Below are 21,685 nucleotides of genomic sequence, written 5' to 3'. Positions count from 1 at the left end.
TTCATGTGGTATAATATAAGTAAAAAGGAGGTTGCACTATGACTGCACATGATATTTTAAACAATCCTTTCCTCAATAAAGGTACTGCCTTTACCTTAGAGGAGCGAAAGGAACTAGGCCTTATTGGTTTACTGCCACCGTATGTTCAAACGATTGAAGAACAAGCGGCGCAAACTTATGCACAAATGCAAACAAAAGCCAATGATCTGGAAAAACGTCTTTTCCTAATGGAAATTTTTAATACCAACAGGACTCTTTTTTATTACCTCTTTTCTCAACATTTGGAAGAATTCAATCCAATTGTATATGATCCAACCATTGCAGATACCATTGAAGGCTATAGTGATCTTTTTGTAGATCCCCAATATGCGGGATATCTTGATATCAATCATCCTGAAAATATTGAAGCCACTTTGAAAAACGCTGCCGGGGGTCGCGAGATTCGTCTCATTGTTGTAACAGATGCAGAAGGAATCCTTGGAATTGGCGACTGGGGAACAAATGGTGTCGATATTTCTGTTGGGAAATTGATGGTCTATACGGCTGCTGCTGGAATCGATCCTTCAATGGTCCTTCCTTTAGTCATTGATGCAGGGACTAACCGTGAAGAACTTCGTAACAATCCTAATTACTTAGGAAATCGTCACGAACGGGTCCGCGGAGATCGTTACTACGACTTCATTGACCAATTTGTTCAAACAGCAGAACGTCTCTTTCCTAAACTTTACCTTCACTGGGAAGATTTTGGTCGCTTGAATGCTGCCAATATTCTTGAAAAATACCGGAAACAAATTCCGACCTTTAATGATGATATTCAAGGTACGGGAATCGTTACCTTGGGTGGTATCTTTGGTTCGCTGGATATTAGTGGTGAAAAATTAACAGATCAAGTTTATCTCTGCTATGGTGGTGGTACTGCGGGTGCAGGAATTGCCTCTCGTGTTCTTCGTGAAATGGTAAGTGAAGGTCTTTCTGAAGAAGAAGCCTATAAACGTTTCTTTATGGTTGATAAACAAGGTCTTCTCTTTGATGACATGGATGACTTGACACCAGAGCAAAAACCATTTGCTAAGAAACGTGCTGATTTTAGTAACGCAGATAAGTTGACTGACCTGCTTGAAGTAGTGAAGACTGTGAAGCCAACTATTCTTGTAGGAACTTCAACTCAGCCTAATACCTTCACTAAAGAAATAGTAGAAGCTATGTGTGAAAACACAGAACGTCCAATGATTTTCCCTTTGTCAAATCCAACTAAATTGGCAGAAGCTAGTGCCAAAGATTTGATTGAATGGTCAGATGGCAAAGCTTTTGTCGCAACAGGAATTCCTGCTGATACGGTTTCTTATAAAGGTGTAGACTATGTGATTGGTCAAGCAAACAATGCCCTGATTTACCCAGGTCTTGGTCTAGGTATGCTGGCTTCTGAAGCAAGTCTTTTGACTGATGAAATGATTGGAGCAGCGGCGCATTCATTAAGTGGTATTGTCAATCCAGGCCAGCCAGGAACTCCTGTCTTGCCGCCATTCAAGTATGTAGCAGATGTTTCTATTAAAGTAGCAGAAGCAGTCGCTGAAAAAGCACAAGAGCAAGATCTTGCACGCGCTAAGGAAACAGATATGGCCAAAGCAGTTCGTGATTTGAAGTGGTATCCAGAGTATAAATAATTCATTTCTGCTGCTATCCTTCTATAGTGGCAGATTTGTATGGGCTGTGGACTTAAGTAATTTAGAAAGGACACCTATGTCACTCTTTTTAACTTCGATTACGAGTATCATTCCGATTATTGCTATTATTGTTTTGGGGTATATTCTTCAGGTGAGGGGATGGTTTGGGGATGCCTTTGGACCTAACCTGTCTCGTTTAATCATGAATGTAGCCTTGCCAGCGTCAATCTTTGTGTCGGTGATGAAATACCTAACGCTAGATAAACTAATCAGTCTTTCTGGAGGACTCTTTTATACTTTTGTAGCATTTAAATTGGGCTATATCGTAGCTTATATTGCAGTTAGGCTTTTCAAGGTTCGTCCAGGACGGCGAGGGACCATGATTAATACCTTTGTGAATGCCAATACTATTTTTATCGGTCTACCATTAAACGTTGCTCTTTTTGGTAATCAGGCTCTTCCATATTTCTTAATTTACTATATCACCAACACGATTTCTACCTGGACATTAGGCGTGTATGTGATGACGAGCGATAGTAAATCGGGTCAAAGCAAGAAGAAAACTAAATTTGACTGGAAGAAATTGCTTCCAGCTCCGCTTGTAGGTTTTCTTGTCGCTCTACTATTTTTGATTCTCCGAATCTCCATTCCAGATTTCGCAACGAATACCTTAACTTATGTAGGAAATATCGTCACTCCCTTATCTCTGATTTATATTGGTATCGTTCTTGCAAAGGCAGGCTTGAATACTATTACTTTTGATAAGGATACAATTGTCACTTTAGTTGGACGCTTTATCCTAGCTCCTCTGATTATGCTTCTTGTATTGAAGTTCTCTGCACCAAATATGGCGACAGTAGAATTTAAGACCTTTATGATTCAGTCCGCTACACCAGCTCTAGCTGTTCTCCCAATCCTTGCTAATCAGGGAAAAGGAGACGTGGAATTCTCTACGAATGTGGTGACTCTAAGTACGGTTCTATTTATCGTTGTTATTCCAATATTACAAACTTTATTAGGATAAGAGGATGAGCTTGTGAGAACAATTTTGAATTGCATGAAAAAATGGCAGACACTCATCAAGATTACCTTATTTTTATCTATTGTTAGTCTCGTTATTGTAGAGATAATCAGACTTTTTAAGACAATTTCGTTTGATAAGGTTGGAGCAATCTTGGGGGAACTCTCTCCAATAAAACTGATTTGTTTAGTTTTCTTTGGTTCTATGGCTGTTGCGCCAATGATGCTCTATGATAGAATCCTAAATAAAGAACTTAATCAGAAACAAAAATTATCTTACTTACTAGAAACAAGTTGGACTATAAATAGCTTGAATAATATGATTGGCTTTGCCGGTTTGGTGGATGTTGGTTTACGCTATTCTTTCTATGGAGATGAAGAACGCTCTGAAAAAAGTATGCAAGGAATTTCTCGTGTCATCCCTTATTTTATGAGTGGTTTCTCACTGTTTGCACTGATAAGTTTAATTTTCACAATTATATTTCCTATTTCAATGGGGATTAAACAATATTGGCCAGCTCTTTTGGGAGCTTGTCTCTATCTTCCAATTATTTTATTTGTTTCAAATAGAAAAAAATGGGTCTATTTTGGTCAATTGAGTGGAAGGACAATTTTATCTTTAGTGCTAACTTCTGCCCTTGATTGGGCTAGTGTATTAAGTTTTTTCCTTTTGGTTGGGTATGTTTTAGGCTACAATTTACCAATTTATGATGTAATCCCCCTCTTTATGATTGCTATTACAATTGGCATTATATCGATGATTCCTGGTAGCCTAGGTAGTTTCGATTTAATTATGGTATCTGGTTTAGTTGCCCTTGGTATTGATAAAGATCAGGCGCTAAGTTGGTTACTAGTATTTCGTTTATTCTATTATATTCTTCCTTTCTGTTTAGGAGTTGTTTTATTCTTTAAAAATATGGGTGGCCGACTTAATGAGAAATATTTGGGAATTCCCCAAAAGGTTATTGAATCACTATCCACTATAGTATTGGTTTGGGGGTTGCGACTTTTTGCTTTCTTCCTCGTGGTGTCAGCTATAGTTCCTCAAGAATTAGGACATCTTCCTTTGTTTAAAGAACTTTCACCTAGCACTGGACAGTTTGTTTTTCAACTTCCTAGTATCATTCTCGGCGTTCACTTCTTCCTTCTTGCAAGACTAGTTAAACGACGTTTAAAATTTACATTACCATTAGCTACTGTACTAGGTCTAGTAAGCCTTGTTTATTTGAATATTGGTAGTTTTTCATTAGCAAGTAGTTTTTTTCTAATCATTATTTTGTCTATCATATGGTGGATTAGAAATACATTTGTTCGCAGTCATTATATTTATGCTTGGGAAGATTGTTGTAAGGATATATCGTATATTGGTGGAAGTTTCTTCTTGACCCTTGTTTTGTTAGGACATTTGAACCCTCATCATGTATTTGAAGTTAAACATCTTCCTCATTTGATTACACACTGGATTCATCTTTTTGGCTCGTCTCTGATATTGGTGATTTCGTATGTTTTGGTACTCCGTGAGAGTAATCAAACCAAAGAGAATTTTGGAGAAGTTTTCGATAAGCAACGTTATCAAGACTTTATTGCAACAATACCAAATATAAATTTAGATGCTGCCCTGGCTTATTTAGATGACAAATACCTTTATTGGTACCAAGAGGATGGTCAAGACAAGGTTGTTTTCCAATTTGCAATTGAAAATAATAAATGTGTCGTTATGTCGGATCCACTGGCACAGTCAGGATACTTAGAAAAAGGCTTATCGAAGTTTTTAGAGGATGCGGAGGACACAAATGTCTCTGTTATTTTCTACGAAATTAATCAAGAAACCACCCTATTACTTCATGAATATGGGTACGACTTTATGAAATTTGGGGAGACTGCTCAGGTATTACTCGATAGATTTACAACCGAAGGAAAACAAGGAAAGAAATTTAGAACAGTTGTTAATCGATTAGAAAGCAAGGGGTATCAATTCCAAGTATTACAACCACCTTTTGATAAGAAGTTGCTTAACACCCTTAAAGAAATATCGTATAATTGGCTAGATGGTCGTCAAGAAAAAGGGTTTTCACTTGGATTTTTTGATGAGAAGTACATTCAATTAGCACCAATAGCCCTTGTAAGGGATAAGGAAGATAAGGTTCAGGCTTTTGTTACCTTTTTAGCTTGTAATGGTCCTGAAGAAGCTAGCATCGATTTGATGCGCTACCACTTAAGGACAGTACCCAATGGTATTATGGATTATCTCTTTGTGAAATTATTACTTCATTTTAAAGAAGAAGGAGTTAGTTTATTTGAATTAGGTATGGCGCCGTTGTCAAATGTAGGAACTGAGAAACATAGCTTTCTACAAGAAAAAGTAGCCTATCTCATCTATGCCTTCACTAATCGATTCTATTCATTTAGTGGTCTTAGACAGTATAAACAAAAGTTTAATCCTATTTGGACACCTAGATATGTTGCCTATCCTCGGGATACTTGGCTTATTTTGGATATGTTAGCAATCTACAGAGTTGATAACCGAAAAGTAAAGAGATTGTCGTATTGACTATTGGTTTTAAACAGTATAAAATAACTGTCGATTTTTTGTTCGACTGCTAAGAGTCAGTTTAATACTATACTAAAATCAAAACGCATTATATAATAGTGATATGAAATCAACCAAAGAAGAAATACAAGCCATCAAAACACTTTTAAAAGGCTCTAGTACAACTAAATACCATAAAAGTCTTCAAATCTTTCTATTTTGTCTAATGGGCAAATCTTTGAAATTATCCTAAAAGAATTGAAAGCTCCTTGAAAGAATTTTCAAAAAATTTTAAAAAATTCTGAAATATTCTTGACAGCTAATGAAAAAGGTGGTAAGATAGGAAACATCAAAAAAGAAAGCAGAAAAAGAAATGAATAAAAGACAAGCTGTAACGATGAATCAAAACTTTTACTTTAGCTACTTTAGATAGTGTTTGTAGACATGTCACCATGGATGCAAACAGTTCAAGCAATTTGTTTGTATCTATGTGGCTAAGATTTTTGATTGTGGTCCATATAGATGAATATCTAAATGGACTAGCTAAGTTGTAACTTGTTAGATTATTTCAAGCATCCGTTTAGATAGTATCTAGGCGGTTTTTTGTTTTATCTTTTCTGAGAAGGAGTTTCATTATGAAAGTTGTTCGAAAATTACTAGCACCCCTCTTGGTAGTGGGAATTCTCTTGACCTCTCTGATCAGTTTGCATCAGTTGAAGGCAGATAAGAAAAAAGATGTGTTTCGTATCGGTATTTCGCAATTTATTACCCACCAGTCTCTAGATGCTACTAGAGAAGGCTTTGTAGATGAACTGGCTAAACAAGGCTATGTTAAGGGGGAAAATATTGAGATTGATTTGCAAAATGCACAGGGAGAACAACGAAATCTAAAAACGATTTCCCAGCAACTAGCAGAATCTAGTGATGTCGTTCTAGCTATCGCAACGCCTTCTGCTCAGAGCTTGGCCAATACAACACAAGCGACACCTGTTATCTTTTCAGCGGTAACAGATCCTGTCAGTGCCAAGTTGGTTAAGTCAAGAGAGCATCCTGGGAGCAATGTAACTGGGACAAGCGATCAGTCATCAGATGCCATTTCAACCCAAATCAATTTGATAAAGAAAGTGTTACCAAGGGCTAAAACGATTGGAATTCTCTATACTCAGAGCGAGCCAAACTCAGTTGTCCAAAAGGATGAAGCTAAGCGCCTTCTGGAGGAAAAAGGCTTTACCGTTGTTGAAAAAACAATCTTGGACAGTAACAACGTCAAGGCGGTTGCAGAAAGCTTGATGGCAGAGGTGGATATGGTTTTTGTACCAACGGATAATATCATTTCATCAACCATGGAAACAGTCAAGCAGGTTTCTATTAAACACAAGGTTCCAGTATTTGGTGGTTCAACAGAAATGGTTGCGGTTGGTGGCTTGTATAACTACGGAACAAATTATGAAGAATTGGGACGTCAGACAGCACGAATGCTGGTTCGTGTTTTAAAAGGTGAGAATCCAGAAAATATAGCAGTTGAGTTGCCTGAAAAACTGGAATTGCATACCAATCAAGAAATGGCAGACGCATTGGGAATTGATATTAGTAAGTTAGAAGGCAAGGAATAAGGAGGTTTGAGATGAATTTTGTATTATCTAGTTTATCAGAAGGTTTGTTGTGGTCGATTATGGCGATTGGGGTCTACTTGACTTTCCGTATTTTGGATATTGCGGATATGACTGCTGAGGGGGCCTTTCCACTGGGGGCGGCTGTCGTCGTATCTCAGATACAGGCAGGGACAAATTCTTGGATTGCGACTTTACTTGCTTTGTTCGCAGGTATGGTAGCAGGTCTAGTATCAGGAATGCTCCACACCAAGATGAAAATTCCAGCTCTCTTGACAGGGATTGTGACCTTGACAGGGCTTTATTCCATCAATATTAAAATCATGGGAAGTGTGCCTAATCTTTCCTTGGGAGATTCTGCAACCATCTTTAAACAATTGGCAAGCTTGGGTCTAACAAATGAAGAAGCTGTTTTCTCTTTCAGTTTAGCTTGTCTCTTCCTTGTTTGTCTAGTCTTGACCCTCTTGATGAAAACAGAGATTGGCTTGGTCTTGCGTTCGACTGGGGACAATATTCCGATGAGTGAGGCCAATGGGGTCAATGTAGACACCATGAAGATTGTTGGTTACATGATTTCAAACGGCTTGATTGCCTTATGTGGTTCCTTGTTTGCCCAAAATGATGGATTTTCAGATGTGACTTCTGGGACAGGAACCATCGTTGTTGGTTTGAGTGCAGTTATTATTGCGGAAGTTTTGATACACGATTTGACCATTGGAGGCCGCTTGTTATCCATCGGAATCGGTGCTATTGTTTACCGTTTGATTATTTTAAATATCTATGAAATTCCAAATCTAGATCAAAATTTGGTACGTCTCTTTAATGCAATTTTGTTAGCCTTGGTTTTATTTGCACCAGAATTACAAAAGAGATTAAAGATTCGTGGTCTGAAATTGAGAAATGAATAGGAGGAGAAAGTTATGGCAAGTTTGTTAACACTTGAAAATATTCACAAAACCTTTGAAGCAGGGACGGTCAATGAGAACCATGTCCTCAAAGGATTAGATTTAGAAGTTGAAGAGGGAGATTTTATCTCTGTGATTGGTGGAAATGGAGCAGGAAAATCCACTTTGATGAATATCTTGGCTGGCAATCTATCGGTGGACGAAGGGGACCTTTTATTGGCAGGGAAATCCATTAAAAATCTGAGTGTAAGAAAGAGAGCCAAGGATATCGCCCGTGTTTTTCAAGATCCTAAGATGGGAACAGCCTCTCGTTTGACGATTGAGGAGAATATGGCTATTGCCTTGAGACGTGGACAAAAAAGAGGACTTGGCTGGGGCGTGAAGGAGAAGGACAGAATCCAGTTCCAAGAGGCCTTGAAGGAGTTGAATATTGGTCTTGAAAACCGCTTGAAAGTGGATACTCAATACCTCTCAGGAGGACAAAGACAGGCCTTGACCCTAGTCATGGCAGCTCTGGTGAAACCCAAACTTTTGCTTTTGGATGAACATACTGCGGCACTTGACCCGAAAACGAGTCAAATGGTGATGGATTTGACGCAAAAGATTGTGGAACACCATCAGTTGACGACTTTGATGATTACCCACGATATGAACCATGCGATTGAGTATGGTAATCGTCTCATTATGCTCTATCAAGGCAAGATAGTGGTAGATGTCAAAGGAGAAGAGAAAAAGCATCTGACAGTTGAAGATCTCATGCATCTTTTCCAGAAAAATAGTGGCCAAAGTCTGGTCAGTGATGAATTAGTTTTGGGATAAAGAAAAAGGCTGAGATGTGGCTCAATAATTTTTATGCCACAGAAGTGGAAATCGATTTACCAGTAGCCTACCAAAATGGACAGATTTTGCTTTCAAACTATGAAGATGCAGAAGTGTCTGAAAAAATTCTACTCAAACCGTATCAAACGCTGGCTATCTATGTAAATTAAACTCAGCAAGGAACCCTCTTTCGCAGAAAAGCAGGGTTTTTTTGCTGTCTATTCCATCTATGAAAGCGTAAAACAAACTAGTCAGGGTGGCTAGTTTGTGGTATAATGAAAGAGACTCAAAAAGAAACAGGAGAAAAATGATGGATTTACTTTTAGCAATTGTATTGATTGTGCTAGCTTTTCTAGGAGGAGCTCTTGGAGGAATGTACTTGGTTCGTAAGCAAATAGAAAAAGAATTTGCTGACAACCCACGTTTGAATGCTGAAGCAGTTCGTACTCTTTTGAGTGCAAATGGTCAAAAACCAAGCGAAGCTAAGGTACAACAAGTTTACCACCAAATCATTCGCCAACAAAAAGCAGCCCTTGCCAACAATAAAAAGAAAAAATAAATAAGGAAAAGTCTGGGATGAAAGTTCCAGACTTCTCACTATGTTGGTTATGTTTAGGGATGAGACTTTTTCCTTGCATTCTATTGATATTTGATTATGATTAAGAGAGATAGTTATTGATTAGACTGTCATTCAGTTCATAAGGATAAATAATCATAATGAACTATCAATCAGAAAAAAGACTAGAAAGAAGACTGTATGGATAATCGACCAATTGGTTTTTTGGATTCGGGTGTCGGGGGCTTGACCGTTGTGCGCGAGCTCATGCGCCAGCTTCCCCATGAAGAAATCGTCTATATTGGAGATTCGGCACGGGCGCCCTATGGTCCCCGTCCTGCTGAGCAAATTCGTGAATATACTTGGCAGTTGGTCAACTTTCTCTTGACCAAGGATGTCAAGATGATTGTCATTGCTTGTAACACTGCGACTGCGGTCGTCTGGGAAGAAATCAAGGCTCAACTAGATATTCCTGTCTTGGGTGTGATTTTGCCAGGAGCTTCAGCAGCCATCAAGTCCAGCCAAGGTGGGAAAATCGGAGTGATTGGAACGCCCATGACTGTACACTCAGACATTTACCGTCAGAAAATCCATGATCTGGATCCGGACTTACAGGTGGAGAGTTTGGCCTGTCCCAAGTTTGCTCCCTTGGTGGAGTCGGGTGCCCTGTCAACCAGTGTTACCAAGAAAGTGGTCTATGAAACCCTGCGTCCCTTGGTTGGAAAGGTGGATAGCTTGATTTTGGGCTGTACCCATTATCCACTGCTCAGACCCATTATTCAAAATGTCATGGGGCCAAAGGTTCAGCTCATCGATAGTGGGGCAGAGTGTGTACGGGACATTTCAGTCTTACTTAATTATTTTGAAATCAATCGTGGTCGCGATGCTGGACCACTCCATCACCGTTTTTACACAACAGCCAGCAGCCAAAGTTTTGCACAAATTGGTGAAGAATGGCTGGAAAAAGAAATTCATGTGGAGCATGTAGAATTATGACAAATAAAATTTATGAATACAAGGATGACCAGGACTGGTATGTTGGGTCCTATAGCATTTTTGGTGGTGTCCGGACTTTGACTGATGAAGACTTGGATTTTCCTCTAGTTGGATTGGCCAAAATCTTTCGAGACGAGGAACGAGGTTTTCCACTTTCAGTTATTGTTTTACGCTATGGTTCTCCCTACCGTTTATTGTCTTTTGTAGTAGATATCCTTAACCAAGAAATGGGACGAAATTTGGAAGTTATTCAACGTCAGGGAGCCCTGCTCTTGGTTGAAAATGGGCAGCTCTTGTATGTAGAATTGCCTAAAGAAGGGGTCAATGTTCATGATTTCTTTGAGACAAGCAAGGTCAGAGAAACCTTATTGATTGCGACTCGTAACGAGGGCAAGACCAAGGAATTCCGAGCTATCTTTGACAAGCTAGGCTACGATGTGGAAAATCTTAATGATTATCCAGACCTGCCTGAAGTAGCAGAAACAGGTATGACCTTTGAAGAAAATGCCCGCCTCAAGGCAGAAACCATTTCCCAATTAACGGGCAAGATGGTTCTGGCAGATGACTCAGGTCTCAAAGTCGATGTCCTTGGTGGCTTGCCAGGTGTCTGGTCAGCTCGTTTCGCAGGAGTGGGAGCTACTGACCGTGAAAACAATGCTAAACTCTTGCACGAATTGGCCATGGTCTTTGAACTCAAGGACCGCTCGGCTCAATTCCATACAACCCTAGTCGTAGCCAGTCCCAACAAGGAAAGTTTGGTTGTTGAAGCAGACTGGCCAGGCTACATTAACTTTGAACCTAAGGGTGAAAATGGCTTCGGCTATGACCCTCTCTTCCTTGTAGGAGAGACAGGCAAGTCCTCAGCTGAATTAACCCTTGAAGAAAAAAATAGTCAATCTCACCGTGCCTTAGCCGTTAAGAAACTTTTGGAGGTATTTCCATCATGGCAAAGCAAACCATCATTGTAATGAGCGATTCCCATGGCGATAGCTTGATTGTGGAAGAAATCCGTGATCGTTATGTGGGCAAAGTTGACGCCGTTTTTCATAACGGCGATTCTGAACTGCGTCCAGATTCTCCCCTTTGGGAAGGCATACGCGTTGTTAAAGGGAACATGGACTTCTACGCCGGCTACCCAGAACGTTTGGTGACTGAGCTTGGTTCGACCAAGATTATCCAAACCCATGGTCACTTGTTTGACATCAATTTCAACTTTCAAAAGTTGGACTACTGGGCTCAGGAAGAAGAGGCCGATATCTGCCTTTATGGTCACTTGCATGTGCCAAGCGCTTGGATGGAAGGCAAGACCCTCTTTCTAAATCCAGGTTCCATCAGTCAACCACGTGGGACCATCAGAGAGTGTCTCTATGCTCGTGTGGAGATTGATGACAGTTATTTTAAAGTGGACTTTTTGACACGAGTCCATGAGGTGTATCCGGGCTTGTCCAAGGAGTTTAGCCGATGATTGCCAAGGAGTTTGAGACTTTCTTGTTGGGGCAGGAGGAAACTTTTTTGACCCCTGCTGAAAATCTAGCCGTGTTGATTGATACTCACAATGCGGATCATGCAACCCTCTTGCTCAGTCAGATGACCTATACCCGTGTTCCCGTTGTGACAGATGAAAAACAGTTTGTTGGGACGATTGGGCTCAGAGATATTATGGCTTATCAGATGGAGCATGATTTGAGTCAAGAAATCATGGCAGATACGGATATCGTTCATATGACGAGAACGGACGTAGCGGTCGTCTCGCCTGATTTTACCATTACGGAGGTCTTGCACAAGCTGGTAGATGAGTCCTTCTTGCCGGTTGTGGATGCGTCTGGTATTTTCCAAGGAATTATCACGCGCAAGTCTATCCTCAAGGCAGTCAATGCCCTCTTGCATGACTTTAGTAAGGAATATGAGATTCGATGCAAATAAAAGACAGGATTTCAGACTTTTTAGAGGAAAAGCAGGGTCTGTCTGCCAATTCCAAGCAGTCCTATAGGTATGATTTGGAGCAATTTTTAGACATTGTAGGCGAGCGGATTTCTGAGACCAGTCTCAAGATTTACCAAGCCCAGCTAGTCAATCTAAAAATCAGCGCTCAGAAGCGAAAGACTTCGACCTGTAACCAATTTCTCTACTTTCTCTATCAAAAAGGAGAAGTGGATAGCTTTTACCGCTTGGAATTAGCTAAACAAGCTGAAAAGAAGACCGAAAAGCCAGAACTGTTAGACTTAGACTCTTTTTGGCAGGAAAGCGACTATCCAGAGGGCCGCTTACTGGCTCTCCTGATTTTGGAAATGGGGCTCTTGCCCAGTGAGATTTTAGCCATCAAGGTTGCAGATATCAATCTGGATTTTCAGGTGTTGCGAATCAAGAAGGCTTCCCAACAGAGGATTGTCACCATTCCCACGACCTTGCTTTCAGAATTAGAACCCTTGATGGGGCAGACTTATCTCTTTGAAAGGGGAGGGAAAGCCTATTCTCGTCAGTGGGCCTTTCGTCAGCTAGAATCCTTTGTCAAGGAGAAAGGTTTTCCGGCCTTATCAGCCCAAGCCTTGCGGGAACAGTTCATTCTACGACAAATAGAAAACAAGGTCGATTTGTACGAAATTGCAAAAAAATTAGGATTAAAAACAGTCCTGACTTTAGAAAAATATAGATAATGGATATTAAACTAAAAGATTTTGAAGGGCCTCTGGACTTGCTCTTGCACCTGGTTTCTAAGTACCAGATGGATATCTACGATGTGCCTATCACAGAAGTCATCGAACAGTATCTAGCCTATGTCTCAACCCTGCAGGCCATGCGTCTGGAAGTGACGGGGGAGTACATGGTCATGGCCAGTCAGCTCATGCTGATCAAGAGTCGCAAACTACTTCCAAAGGTAGCAGAAGTGACAGACTTGGAGGATGACCTAGAGCAGGATCTTCTCTCTCAAATCGAAGAATACCGCAAATTCAAGCTCTTAGGGGAGCGCTTGGAAGCCAAGCACCAAGAACGGGCCCAGTACTATTCCAAAGCACCGACAGAGTTGATTTACGAAGATGCGGAGCTTGTGCATGACAAGACGACCATTGACCTCTTTTTGGCTTTTTCAAATATCCTAGCCAAGAAAAAAGAGGAGTTTACTCAGAACCACACGACCATCTTGCGGGATGAGTATAAGATTGAGGACATGATGATTATCGTGAAAGAGTCCTTGACTGGACGAGACCAGTTGCGCTTGCAGGATTTGTTTAAGGAAGCCCAGAATCTCCAAGAGGTCATTACCCTCTTTTTGGCAACCCTAGAGTTAATCAAAACCCAGGAGCTGATCCTCGTGCAAGAGGAAAGTTTCGGAGATATTTATCTCATGGAAAAGAAGGAAGAAAGTCAAGTGGCCCAAAGCTAGACTTGATAGAGAGGAAAGATGAGTACTTTAGCAAAAATAGAAGCGCTCTTGTTTGTAGCGGGTGAAGATGGGATTAGAGTCCGCCAGTTAGCTGAACTTCTCTCTCTGCCACCGACAGGCATCCAACAGAGTTTAGAAAAATTAGCCCAGAAGTATGAAAAGGACCCAGATTCCAGTTTGGCTCTGATTGAGACAGGGGGCGCTTATAGATTGGTGACCAAGCCTCAATTTGCAGAGATTTTGAAGGAATACTCTAAGGCACCTATCAACCAGAGTTTATCTCGGGCTGCCCTTGAGACCTTGTCCATTATTGCCTACAAACAGCCCATCACACGGATAGAGATTGATGCCATCCGTGGGGTCAACTCGAGTGGGGCTTTGGCAAAGTTGCAGGTCTTTGACTTGATACGAGAAGACGGGAAAAAAGAAGTGTTGGGTCGTCCCAACCTCTATGTGACTACGGATTATTTCCTAGATTACATGGGGATAAACCATTTAGAAGAATTACCAGTGATTGATGAGCTTGAGATTCAAGCCCAAGAAAGCCAATTATTTGGTGAAAGGATAGAAGAAGATGAGAATCAATAAGTATATTGCCCACGCAGGTGTGGCCAGTAGGAGAAAAGCAGAAGAGTTGATCAAGCAAGGCTTGGTGACGGTCAACGGCCAAGTAGTGCGTGAACTCGCAACCACTATCAAGTCAGGCGACAAGGTCGAAGTTGAAGGTCAACCTATCTACAACGAAGAAAAGGTCTATTATCTGCTTAATAAACCACGCGGTGTCATTTCCAGTGTGACAGATGACAAGGGCCGCAAGACGGTTGTCGACCTCTTGCCCAACGTGAAGGAGCGCATCTACCCTGTAGGTCGTTTGGACTGGGATACATCAGGAGTCTTGATTTTGACCAATGATGGGGATTTTACGGATGAGATGATTCACCCTCGTAATGAGATTGACAAGGTTTATGTCGCGCGTGTTAAAGGTGTGGCCAACAAAGAAAACCTCCGCCCTTTGACGCGTGGTCTTGAGATTGATGGCAAGAAAACCAAGCCTGCTGTCTATGAGATTCTCAAAGTGGACCCAGTCAAAAATCGCTCAGTAGTGCAGTTGACCATCCATGAAGGGCGCAACCATCAGGTTAAAAAAATGTTTGAAGCTGTCGGTCTTCAAGTGGACAAGTTATCACGGACTCGTTTCGGACATCTAGACTTGACAGGTCTTCGTCCAGGAGAATCCCGTCGTCTTAATAAAAAAGAAATCAGCCAACTACACACCATGGCTGTAACCAAGAAATAATGAAACGAATTTTAATAGCGCCTGTGCGCTTTTACCAACGGTTTATCTCACCAGCCTTTCCCCCCTCTTGTCGCTTTGAGCCGACTTGTTCAAACTACATGATTGAGGCTATTGAGAAACATGGCTTCAAGGGTGTCTTGATGGGTTTGACACGGATTTTACGTTGCCATCCTTGGTCGAAACCAGGTAAGGACCCTGTCCCAGACCATTTTTCTTTAAAGAGAAATGCAAAATAATACTCAATGAAAATCAAAGAGCAAACTAGGAAACTAGCCGCAGGCTGCTCAAAACAGTGTTTTGAGGTGGTGGATAGAACTGACGAAGTCAGCTCAAAATACTATTTTGAGGTTGCAGATAGAACTGACGAAGTCAGTAACATCTATACGGCAAGGCGGCGTTGATGTGGTTTGAAGAGATTTTCGAAGAGTATAAATTGGATTCTAATGTATAAAACACAGATAGATGATACTTGGTATTTATCAAGTGCCATCTATCTGTGTTTTTATTTATGATTGATGTTTCTGCTATTTATTCCAAAATGTTTTTGTCTTCTTTAACACGCCAATGATAATCCGATAAAATAATATCTTCGAGGGAGTAGCTAGCTTGCCAGTCAAGATATTGTTTAGCTTTTGATGCGTCTGCTAGGACGCTAGCTGGGTCACCAGCACGGCGATCAACAATTTCGTGTGGTATTTTTTGATTCAGTAGTTCTTCAGCAGTTTTAAAGATTTCTTTGACGGTATAGCTTTTTTCAGTTCCTAAGTTAAAGATTTGAGAAGAACTGTTTTCTTGAAAGAGGTAATTCATCCCTTTAACGTGGGCTTGTGCAAGGTCTAAGACATGAATGTAATCTCGAATACATGATCCATCACGTGTATCGTAGTCATCTCCAAATATTTTCAGGCTATCATTTTGTCCCAATGCGGTCTTGTTGATATTTGGAATGATATGAGTTGGATTTTTCACGCGCAGACCGTTTGAAGCATCCATTTCAGCCCCAGCAACATTAAAGTAACGGAAAATGACATATTTCCAGTCGTAGCGATTGGCCATCCAGTAAATCATTCGTTCACCCATCAGTTTTGTTTCTGCATAAGGGTTGACAGGGTCGAGCAGGGTATCTTCAGTTGCAGGCTTGTCAATACAGTTATTACCATAGAGGGAAGCAGTCGAAGAGAACATGATTTTTTGAATGCCAACTTCAGATAAGACTTTGAGAACTTGATTCATACCAGCAACATTGGCAGTGAAGTATTTGCTTGGATTTTCAATACTTTCGCTCACAACAATTTCACCTGCACAATGGAGAACAGCGTCAATCTTGTTTTCTTCCAAGTAAGCCTTTAAGGCGCTAGCATCATAAACATCCAGTTGTTTAAAGCTAGCACGACTATCCACAGCTGAACGATTTCCTGTAGAGAGATTATCTAGAACATGTACCTGATAGCCAGCATTTAAAAGAGCTTTAACGGTATGGGAGCCAATGTAGCCAGCTCCACCTGTAACAAGGATTGTTTTGGTCATGATTTTTTCCTTTTCCTAGTTTTGTACTATTTTAAAGAAAGAGGGAAGGAAAGTCAACTATTTTCTGGAAATTTCATGAAAAACTGAACAAATATAGCATCGAATTGTTTTGTGTTTGGGAATTAATAGTTTGGTTGGTCTTGGAATAGTTCTTAGATTTCACCTCACATGCAAGAAAATACAAGCTTTTTCTAAGATAGAGCAGGACTAAGATACTAATTTAGAAATCCACCTTCCCGCTATTATTCTCCTATAAAAAGTGGTAAAATGGATGAAAGAAAGAAGGAACTAAAATGACAACATTATTTTCAAAAATCAAAGAAGTAACAGAACTTGCTGCGATCTCAGGTCATGAAGCACCTGTCCGTGCTTATCTTCGTGAAAAGTTGACACCGCACGTGGATGAAGTAGTGACAGATGGCTTGGGTGGTATTTTCGGAATTAAACATTCAGAAGCTGCAGATGCGCCGCGCGTCTTGGTCGCTTCTCATATGGATGAAGTTGGTTTTATGGTCAGCGAGATTAAGCCAGATGGTACCTTCCGTGTCGTAGAAATCGGTGGTTGGAATCCTATGGTAGTTAGTAGCCAACGTTTCAAACTCCTGACTCGTCACGGTCGTGAAATTCCTGTGATTTCAGGCTCTGTTCCTCCACATTTGACTCGTGGAAAGGGTGGACCAACAATGCCTGCTATTGCAGATATCGTCTTTGATGCCGGTTTTGCGGATAAGGCTGAGGCAGAAAGCTTTGGCATCCGTCCTGGCGACACCATCGTACCAGATAGTTCTGCAATCTTGACAGCCAATGAGAAAAATATCATCTCAAAAGCTTGGGACAACCGCTACGGTGTTCTTATGGTTAGCGAGTTGGCGGAAGCTCTGTCAGGTCAAAAACTCGGAAATGAACTCTATCTTGGCTCTAACGTCCAAGAAGAAGTTGGTCTTCGTGGTGCTCATACATCTACAACCAAGTTTGATCCAGAAGTCTTCCTCGCAGTTGATTGCTCCCCAGCAGGTGATGTTTATGGCGGTCAAGGCAAGATTGGAGATGGAACCTTGATTCGTTTCTACGACCCAGGTCACTTGCTTCTCCCAGGTATGAAGGATTTCCTTTTGACAACAGCTGAAGAAGCTGGTATCAAGTACCAATACTATTGTGGTAAAGGCGGAACAGACGCTGGCGCAGCTCATCTGAAAAATGGTGGTGTCCCATCTACAACAATCGGAGTCTGTGCTCGTTATATCCATTCTCACCAAACACTTTATGCAATGGATGACTTCCTAGAAGCGCAAGCCTTCTTACAAGCCTTGGTGAAAAAATTGGATCGTTCAACGGTTGACTTGATTAAAAATTATTAAACTTAAGGAGGTGGTAGGGATGGTAGAACCAAACCTAGAAAGCCTTGTAAAAGATCTTTACAATCATGCTCGACATGATTTGAGTGAAGATTTAGTTGCTGCTCTCCTAGAGACTGCTAAAAAACTGCCTACTACAAATGAGCAATTGCTGGCAGTTCGTCTCTCAGGTCTGGTCAATCGTGAATTGCTCAAGAATCCCAGACATCCGGCACCTGAGTTGCTCAACTTGGCCCGCTTTATCAAAAGAGAAGAAGCTAAGTACAGAGGAACCGCAGCTTCTGCGCTTATGTATGGGGAGATTTTTAAAATGCTTTGATTCCATTGTGGATCAAAGCATTTTTTATAAGACCTATCTCGTGAGCGCTCAGATAGTAGTAACAAGGAATCATGAGAAGTTAGCTGAAGCAATAGTAGTGAAGAAACTTCTGTAATGGAAGTGGAGCGAAGTGAGGAATCGTCAAACGGTAGGGTATAGGCGGTTTGAAGGGTGCTATGAGAAAGATAGGGTAAGGTGAAATTAATACTCTTCGAAAATCTCTTCAAACCACGTCAGCGTCGCCTTACCGTATATATGNNAGCAACCTGCGGCTAGTTTGCTCTTTGATTTTCATTGAGTATAAATACGAACAAATTGATTGGGAAATTCAAATCGCTTTCTATCAATGTTTTAGAAGATACAGTGCCCTAGTCCAACTTCAATATACTATAAAAGAACAGATGGAAGCAATTATGATTTACTTCTATCTTTAAAATAAATTGTCTGATAGGAAAAACGTGTCCCCTCATAAAATATAGGATAGTACGGATGAAAGGCTTTTGTAGACTGGAGGACGAGGGAGTTTAGAAACTCTCGTTAAAAGTTAGTTGAGCCGGAGTATGGTGGTGTGAATCATTAACAAAAATTATTTCTATATCGAAATAGTTGACAGTTGAAAGAACAAGTGTTACAATTATTCTATTCATTTCGATATGGAAATAAATTGGAGGTGTTATGAAAGATAGTCATTTGCTAGCCCATCATATTCGTTTGTTGAATGGGCGGATTTTTCAAAAGTTACTGAGTCAAGACCCTGAAGCTCTTTATAGGGGTGAACAGGGCAAGATTTTAGCGGTTTTATGGAATAGTGAAACTGGCTGTGCAACTGCGACAGATATTGCGCTTGCGACTGGGCTTGCGAATAATACGCTGACGACTATGATAAAAAAGCTAGAGGAACAAAAACTTGTAATTGTTAGTCCGTGTGGAAAAGACAAGCGTAAGAAGTATTTAGTTTTAACGGAGTTGGGCAAGTCCCAGAAAGAAGTGGGACATCGTGTCAGTCAGAAATTGGATACGGTTTTTTACAAAGGTTTTTCAGAGGAAGAAATTCGGCAATTTGAATCCTTTCAAGAAAGAATTTTGGCTAATCTGAAAGAGAAGGCAAATGAGGATTAAAATAGATCAAATTAGCTGTTTATAAGTAAATGCCACTTTTGACTTTGTTTTCCAACTCTTAGGACAAGGAAACTATGTGGTTAGCTATGGTCAGACTCAGATTGATTGCCTTGCCTATGCCCAGTACGATATCTTCCGTCTAGAAAACGGGAAAATTGTGGAGCATTGGGACAATAAGGAAGTCATGCCTAAGGTAGAAGACTTGACCAATCGAGGGAAGTTTTAAATGAGGACAAAGAATGATTGAATACAAAAATGTAGCTTTACGTTACACAGAAAAAGATGTCTTGAGAGATGTCAATTTACGGATTGAGAATGGGGAATTTATGGTTTTAGTTGGTCCATCTGGCTCAGGTAAGACGACCATGATTAAGATGATTAACCGTCTCTTGGAACCGACTGATGGAAATATTTATATGGATGGCAAGCGCATCAAAGACTATGATGAGCGTGAACTTCGTCTTTCTACTGGTTATGTTTTACAGGCTATTGCTCTCTTTCCCAATCTAACGGTCGCGGAAAATATTGCCCTGATTCCTGAGATGAAGGGCTGGACTAAGGAAGAAATTGCTCAGAAAACAGAAGAGCTTTTGGCAAAGGTTGGTTTACCAGTAGCTGAGTATGGGCATCGTTTGCCTAGTGAATTATCTGGTGGAGAACAGCAACGGGTCGGTATTGTTCGTGCTATGATTGGTCAGCCTAAGATTCTCCTCATGGATGAACCTTTTTCAGCCTTGGATGCTATTTCGAGAAAACAGTTGCAGATTCTGACAAAAGAATTGCATAAAGAGTTTGGAATGACAACTATTTTTGTAACCCATGATACGGATGAAGCTCTGAAATTGGCGGACCGTATTGCTGTCTTGCAGGATGGAGAGATTCGTCAGGTGGCGAATCCCGAGACGATTTTAAAAGCTCCTGCCACAGAATTTGTAGCAGACTTGTTTGGAGGTAGTGTTCATGACTAATTTAATTGCAACTTTTCAGGATCGTTTTAGTGATTGGTTGACAGCTCTATCTCAACATTTGCAGTTGTCACTTTTGACCTTGTTGCTGGCTATCTTTATAGCGATTCCCTTGGCTGTTTATCTTCGTTATCATGAGAAATTGGCGGATTGGGTCTTGCAGCTTGCAGGGATTTTCCAGACTATCCCGTCACTGGCCTTGTTGGGGCTCTTTATCCCCTTGATGGGAATTGGAACCTTGCCGGCTTTGACAGCTCTGGTGATCTATGCGATTTTCCCGATTTTGCAAAATACCATCACTGGACTCAAGGGAATTGATCCGAGTCTGCAAGAGGCTGGGATTGCCTTTGGGATGACTAGATGGGAACGTCTCAAGAAGTTTGAAATTCCACTTGCCATGCCTGTTATCATGTCTGGGATTCGGACAGCAGCAGTATTGGTTATCGGTACAGCAACCTTGGCGGCCTTGATTGGTGCAGGGGGGCTGGGTTCCTTTATCCTTTTGGGAATTGACCGTAATAATGCCAGTCTAATTTTGATTGGGGCACTTTCTTCTGCAGTGCTGGCCATTGCCTTTAACTTCCTACTAAAAGTGATGGAAAAAGCAAAATTGCGGATGATTTTTTCTGGTTTTGCCTTGGTGGCAATATTGCTCGGTCTATCTTATAGTCCAGCCCTCTTAGTTCAAAAAGAGAAAGAGAACTTGATCATTGCTGGGAAATTGGGACCGGAACCAGAAATTTTGGCCAATATGTATAAGTTGCTGATTGAAGAAAATACCAGTATGACCGCGACTGTTAAACCGAATTTTGGGAAGACAAGTTTCCTTTATGAAGCTCTGAAAAAAGGTGATATTGACATCTATCCTGAATTTACTGGTACGGTGACTGAAAGTTTACTTCAACCATCACCGAAAGTAAGTCATGAGCCAGAGCAGGTTTATAATGTGGCGCGTGATGGCATTGCCAAACAGGATCATCTAGCCTATCTCAAACCCATGTCTTATCAAAATACCTATGCTGTAGCTGTTCCGAAAAAGATTGCTCAAGAATATGGCTTGAAGACCATTTCGGACTTGAAAAAAGTGGAAGGGCAGTTGAAGGCAGGCTTTACACTTGAGTTTAATGACCGTGAAGATGGAAATAAGGGCTTGCAATCAATGTATGGTCTCAAGCTTAATGTAGCGACCATGGAGCCAGCCCTTCGCTATCAGGCAATTCAGTCAGGTGATATTCAAATCACGGATGCCTATTCGACTGATGCGGAATTGGCACGTTATGATTTACAGGTATTGGAAGATGACAAACAACTCTTCCCACCTTATCAAGGGGCTCCACTAATGAAAGAAGCTCTTCTCAAGAAACATCCAGAGTTGGAAACGGTTCTCAATAAATTGGCTGGTAAAATTACTGAAAGCCAGATGAGCCAGCTCAACTACCAAGTCGGTGTTGAAGGCAAGTCAGCAGAACAAGTAGCCAAGGAATTTCTACAAGAACAAGGTTTGTTGAAGAAATGATGGGGCAGAGACTTTAAGCATACTGAACTAAACTTCCTTAAACGACTATAGAAAAGAATGCTCAGACAATGTCGTCTGGGCTTTTTGATTATTGAAAAGATAAGA

General features: G+C 40.9%; 22 protein-coding genes and 3 pseudogenes. 24 read left to right on the top strand and 1 reads right to left on the bottom strand.

The genetic code is table 11. The features are described from left to right. The first annotated feature begins 38 nt into the window (after positions 1-38). The 18 genes and pseudogenes from HT728_RS00920 to yidD all read left to right on the top strand — a co-directional run bounded on the left by HT728_RS00920 (position 39) and on the right by yidD (position 15,015). A complete protein-coding gene (locus HT728_RS00920) occupies positions 39-1,664 on the top strand; it encodes a malolactic enzyme (RefSeq protein WP_173219688.1) in 1,626 nt (541 codons plus the stop codon). Positions 1,665-1,740: 76 nt separating this feature from the next. Next, the gene (locus HT728_RS00915) at positions 1,741-2,688 is read left to right on the top strand and encodes an AEC family transporter (protein WP_173219685.1); all 948 of its coding nucleotides are present in this window, start codon (positions 1,741-1,743) and stop codon (positions 2,686-2,688) included. Positions 2,689-2,700: 12 nt separating this feature from the next. Continuing rightward, positions 2,701-5,235: a bifunctional lysylphosphatidylglycerol flippase/synthetase MprF gene (gene mprF, locus HT728_RS00910; protein WP_173233262.1), complete on the top strand. Its 2,535-nt coding sequence runs from the start codon at positions 2,701-2,703 to the stop codon at positions 5,233-5,235. Positions 5,236-5,338: 103 nt separating this feature from the next. Next, a pseudogene (locus HT728_RS00905) lies at positions 5,339-5,458 on the top strand (IS630 family transposase); the annotation flags it as partial. A 391-nt stretch (positions 5,459-5,849) separates the two neighbouring features. After that, on the top strand, positions 5,850-6,827 hold the full coding sequence (locus tag HT728_RS00900) for an ABC transporter substrate-binding protein (RefSeq protein WP_173233259.1): 978 nt from the start codon (positions 5,850-5,852) through the stop codon (positions 6,825-6,827). A gap of 11 nt (positions 6,828-6,838) precedes the next feature. Then, positions 6,839-7,732, top strand: coding sequence for an ABC transporter permease (locus tag HT728_RS00895; protein WP_173233257.1), 894 nt, complete (start codon positions 6,839-6,841; stop codon positions 7,730-7,732). A 12-nt stretch (positions 7,733-7,744) separates the two neighbouring features. Further along, positions 7,745-8,548, top strand: coding sequence for an ATP-binding cassette domain-containing protein (locus tag HT728_RS00890; protein WP_000157661.1), 804 nt, complete (start codon positions 7,745-7,747; stop codon positions 8,546-8,548). 14 nt (positions 8,549-8,562) lie between these two features. Beyond that, positions 8,563-8,718: pseudogene (locus tag HT728_RS00885) on the top strand (alpha,alpha-phosphotrehalase); the annotation flags it as partial. A gap of 140 nt (positions 8,719-8,858) precedes the next feature. Continuing rightward, a complete protein-coding gene (locus HT728_RS00880) occupies positions 8,859-9,107 on the top strand; it encodes a YneF family protein (RefSeq protein ID WP_000364990.1) in 249 nt (82 codons plus the stop codon). 198 nt (positions 9,108-9,305) lie between these two features. Next, positions 9,306-10,100, top strand: coding sequence for a glutamate racemase (racE, locus tag HT728_RS00875; RefSeq protein WP_000370371.1), 795 nt, complete (start codon positions 9,306-9,308; stop codon positions 10,098-10,100). After that, positions 10,097-11,068: a nucleoside-triphosphate diphosphatase gene (locus HT728_RS00870; protein WP_164226032.1), complete on the top strand. Its 972-nt coding sequence runs from the start codon at positions 10,097-10,099 to the stop codon at positions 11,066-11,068. Before racE ends, HT728_RS00870 begins: the two co-directional genes overlap by 4 nt. Next, positions 11,044-11,565 carry a metallophosphoesterase gene (locus tag HT728_RS00865; protein ID WP_164226033.1) on the top strand — a complete coding sequence of 174 codons (522 nt, stop codon included), beginning with the start codon at positions 11,044-11,046 and terminating at the stop codon, positions 11,563-11,565. Before HT728_RS00870 ends, HT728_RS00865 begins: the two co-directional genes overlap by 25 nt. Continuing rightward, positions 11,562-12,023 carry a cyclic-di-AMP-binding protein CbpB gene (cbpB, locus tag HT728_RS00860; RefSeq protein WP_004260968.1) on the top strand — a complete coding sequence of 154 codons (462 nt, stop codon included), beginning with the start codon at positions 11,562-11,564 and terminating at the stop codon, positions 12,021-12,023. Before HT728_RS00865 ends, cbpB begins: the two co-directional genes overlap by 4 nt. Further along, positions 12,020-12,754 (top strand): site-specific tyrosine recombinase XerD, encoded by a 735-nt coding sequence (gene xerD / locus HT728_RS00855; protein ID WP_316043873.1) that lies wholly within the window; start codon positions 12,020-12,022, stop codon positions 12,752-12,754. Before cbpB ends, xerD begins: the two co-directional genes overlap by 4 nt. Then, positions 12,754-13,482 carry a segregation/condensation protein A gene (locus HT728_RS00850; RefSeq protein WP_173219670.1) on the top strand — a complete coding sequence of 243 codons (729 nt, stop codon included), beginning with the start codon at positions 12,754-12,756 and terminating at the stop codon, positions 13,480-13,482. The genes xerD and HT728_RS00850 overlap by 1 nt, the downstream gene beginning before the upstream one ends. 18 nt (positions 13,483-13,500) lie before the next feature. Beyond that, positions 13,501-14,070, top strand: coding sequence for an SMC-Scp complex subunit ScpB (gene scpB, locus HT728_RS00845; protein WP_064275926.1), 570 nt, complete (start codon positions 13,501-13,503; stop codon positions 14,068-14,070). Continuing rightward, positions 14,057-14,779: a pseudouridine synthase gene (locus HT728_RS00840; protein ID WP_001222230.1), complete on the top strand. Its 723-nt coding sequence runs from the start codon at positions 14,057-14,059 to the stop codon at positions 14,777-14,779. The genes scpB and HT728_RS00840 overlap by 14 nt, the downstream gene beginning before the upstream one ends. Then, positions 14,779-15,015 carry a membrane protein insertion efficiency factor YidD gene (gene yidD / locus HT728_RS00835; RefSeq protein WP_049512981.1) on the top strand — a complete coding sequence of 79 codons (237 nt, stop codon included), beginning with the start codon at positions 14,779-14,781 and terminating at the stop codon, positions 15,013-15,015. Before HT728_RS00840 ends, yidD begins: the two co-directional genes overlap by 1 nt. Positions 15,016-15,307: 292 nt before the next feature. On the opposite strand, the gene galE is transcribed toward yidD, so the two are convergent. Further along, entirely contained in the window at positions 15,308-16,306 is a 999-nt protein-coding gene (gene galE, locus HT728_RS00830; RefSeq protein WP_173233255.1) for a UDP-glucose 4-epimerase GalE, read from the bottom strand. A 293-nt stretch (positions 16,307-16,599) separates the two neighbouring features. Between galE and pepA the strand changes: the two genes are divergently transcribed. The 6 genes and pseudogenes from pepA to HT728_RS00800 all read left to right on the top strand — a co-directional run bounded on the left by pepA (position 16,600) and on the right by HT728_RS00800 (position 21,580). Continuing rightward, positions 16,600-17,664, top strand: a complete 1,065-nt coding sequence (pepA, locus tag HT728_RS00825) for a glutamyl aminopeptidase (RefSeq protein WP_173233253.1) — start codon at positions 16,600-16,602, stop codon at positions 17,662-17,664. A gap of 19 nt (positions 17,665-17,683) precedes the next feature. Beyond that, positions 17,684-17,980: an enterocin immunity protein gene (locus HT728_RS00820; RefSeq protein WP_057487917.1), complete on the top strand. Its 297-nt coding sequence runs from the start codon at positions 17,684-17,686 to the stop codon at positions 17,978-17,980. A 675-nt stretch (positions 17,981-18,655) separates the two neighbouring features. After that, positions 18,656-19,099, top strand: coding sequence for a MarR family transcriptional regulator (locus HT728_RS00815; RefSeq protein WP_173233251.1), 444 nt, complete (start codon positions 18,656-18,658; stop codon positions 19,097-19,099). 34 nt (positions 19,100-19,133) lie between these two features. After that, a pseudogene (locus tag HT728_RS00810) lies at positions 19,134-19,325 on the top strand (polyketide cyclase); the annotation flags it as partial. 13 nt (positions 19,326-19,338) lie between these two features. Further along, the gene (locus tag HT728_RS00805) at positions 19,339-20,067 is read left to right on the top strand and encodes an ABC transporter ATP-binding protein (RefSeq protein ID WP_112443807.1); all 729 of its coding nucleotides are present in this window, start codon (positions 19,339-19,341) and stop codon (positions 20,065-20,067) included. After that, positions 20,060-21,580 (top strand): ABC transporter permease/substrate-binding protein, encoded by a 1,521-nt coding sequence (locus HT728_RS00800; RefSeq protein WP_112443808.1) that lies wholly within the window; start codon positions 20,060-20,062, stop codon positions 21,578-21,580. The genes HT728_RS00805 and HT728_RS00800 overlap by 8 nt, the downstream gene beginning before the upstream one ends. The last annotated feature ends 105 nt before the right edge of the window (positions 21,581-21,685 follow it).

It is taken from the genome of Streptococcus sp. 544 (genome assembly GCF_013277385.1).
GTDB lineage: Bacteria > Bacillota > Bacilli > Lactobacillales > Streptococcaceae > Streptococcus > Streptococcus mitis_BA.
Note: the sequence above shows the minus strand (reverse complement) of the source record. Positions and strands in the feature narration are given on the sequence as shown.

Coding starts and splice junctions, on each gene's coding strand:
- HT728_RS00880 (WP_000364990.1), top strand. CDS start 8,859: ATGGATTTACTTTTAGCAATTGTATTGATTGTGCTAGCTTTTCTAGGA.
- HT728_RS00820 (WP_057487917.1), top strand. CDS start 17,684: ATGGTAGAACCAAACCTAGAAAGCCTTGTAAAAGATCTTTACAATCAT.
- HT728_RS00865 (WP_164226033.1), top strand. CDS start 11,044: ATGGCAAAGCAAACCATCATTGTAATGAGCGATTCCCATGGCGATAGC.
- pepA (WP_173233253.1), top strand. CDS start 16,600: ATGACAACATTATTTTCAAAAATCAAAGAAGTAACAGAACTTGCTGCG.
- HT728_RS00805 (WP_112443807.1), top strand. CDS start 19,339: ATGATTGAATACAAAAATGTAGCTTTACGTTACACAGAAAAAGATGTC.
- HT728_RS00920 (WP_173219688.1), top strand. CDS start 39: ATGACTGCACATGATATTTTAAACAATCCTTTCCTCAATAAAGGTACT.
- HT728_RS00870 (WP_164226032.1), top strand. CDS start 10,097: ATGACAAATAAAATTTATGAATACAAGGATGACCAGGACTGGTATGTT.
- cbpB (WP_004260968.1), top strand. CDS start 11,562: ATGATTGCCAAGGAGTTTGAGACTTTCTTGTTGGGGCAGGAGGAAACT.
- HT728_RS00850 (WP_173219670.1), top strand. CDS start 12,754: ATGGATATTAAACTAAAAGATTTTGAAGGGCCTCTGGACTTGCTCTTG.
- HT728_RS00890 (WP_000157661.1), top strand. CDS start 7,745: ATGGCAAGTTTGTTAACACTTGAAAATATTCACAAAACCTTTGAAGCA.
- HT728_RS00900 (WP_173233259.1), top strand. CDS start 5,850: ATGAAAGTTGTTCGAAAATTACTAGCACCCCTCTTGGTAGTGGGAATT.
- yidD (WP_049512981.1), top strand. CDS start 14,779: ATGAAACGAATTTTAATAGCGCCTGTGCGCTTTTACCAACGGTTTATC.
- HT728_RS00840 (WP_001222230.1), top strand. CDS start 14,057: ATGAGAATCAATAAGTATATTGCCCACGCAGGTGTGGCCAGTAGGAGA.
- HT728_RS00915 (WP_173219685.1), top strand. CDS start 1,741: ATGTCACTCTTTTTAACTTCGATTACGAGTATCATTCCGATTATTGCT.
- scpB (WP_064275926.1), top strand. CDS start 13,501: ATGAGTACTTTAGCAAAAATAGAAGCGCTCTTGTTTGTAGCGGGTGAA.
- HT728_RS00895 (WP_173233257.1), top strand. CDS start 6,839: ATGAATTTTGTATTATCTAGTTTATCAGAAGGTTTGTTGTGGTCGATT.
- racE (WP_000370371.1), top strand. CDS start 9,306: ATGGATAATCGACCAATTGGTTTTTTGGATTCGGGTGTCGGGGGCTTG.
- galE (WP_173233255.1), bottom strand. CDS start 16,306: ATGACCAAAACAATCCTTGTTACAGGTGGAGCTGGCTACATTGGCTCC.
- HT728_RS00800 (WP_112443808.1), top strand. CDS start 20,060: ATGACTAATTTAATTGCAACTTTTCAGGATCGTTTTAGTGATTGGTTG.
- HT728_RS00815 (WP_173233251.1), top strand. CDS start 18,656: ATGAAAGATAGTCATTTGCTAGCCCATCATATTCGTTTGTTGAATGGG.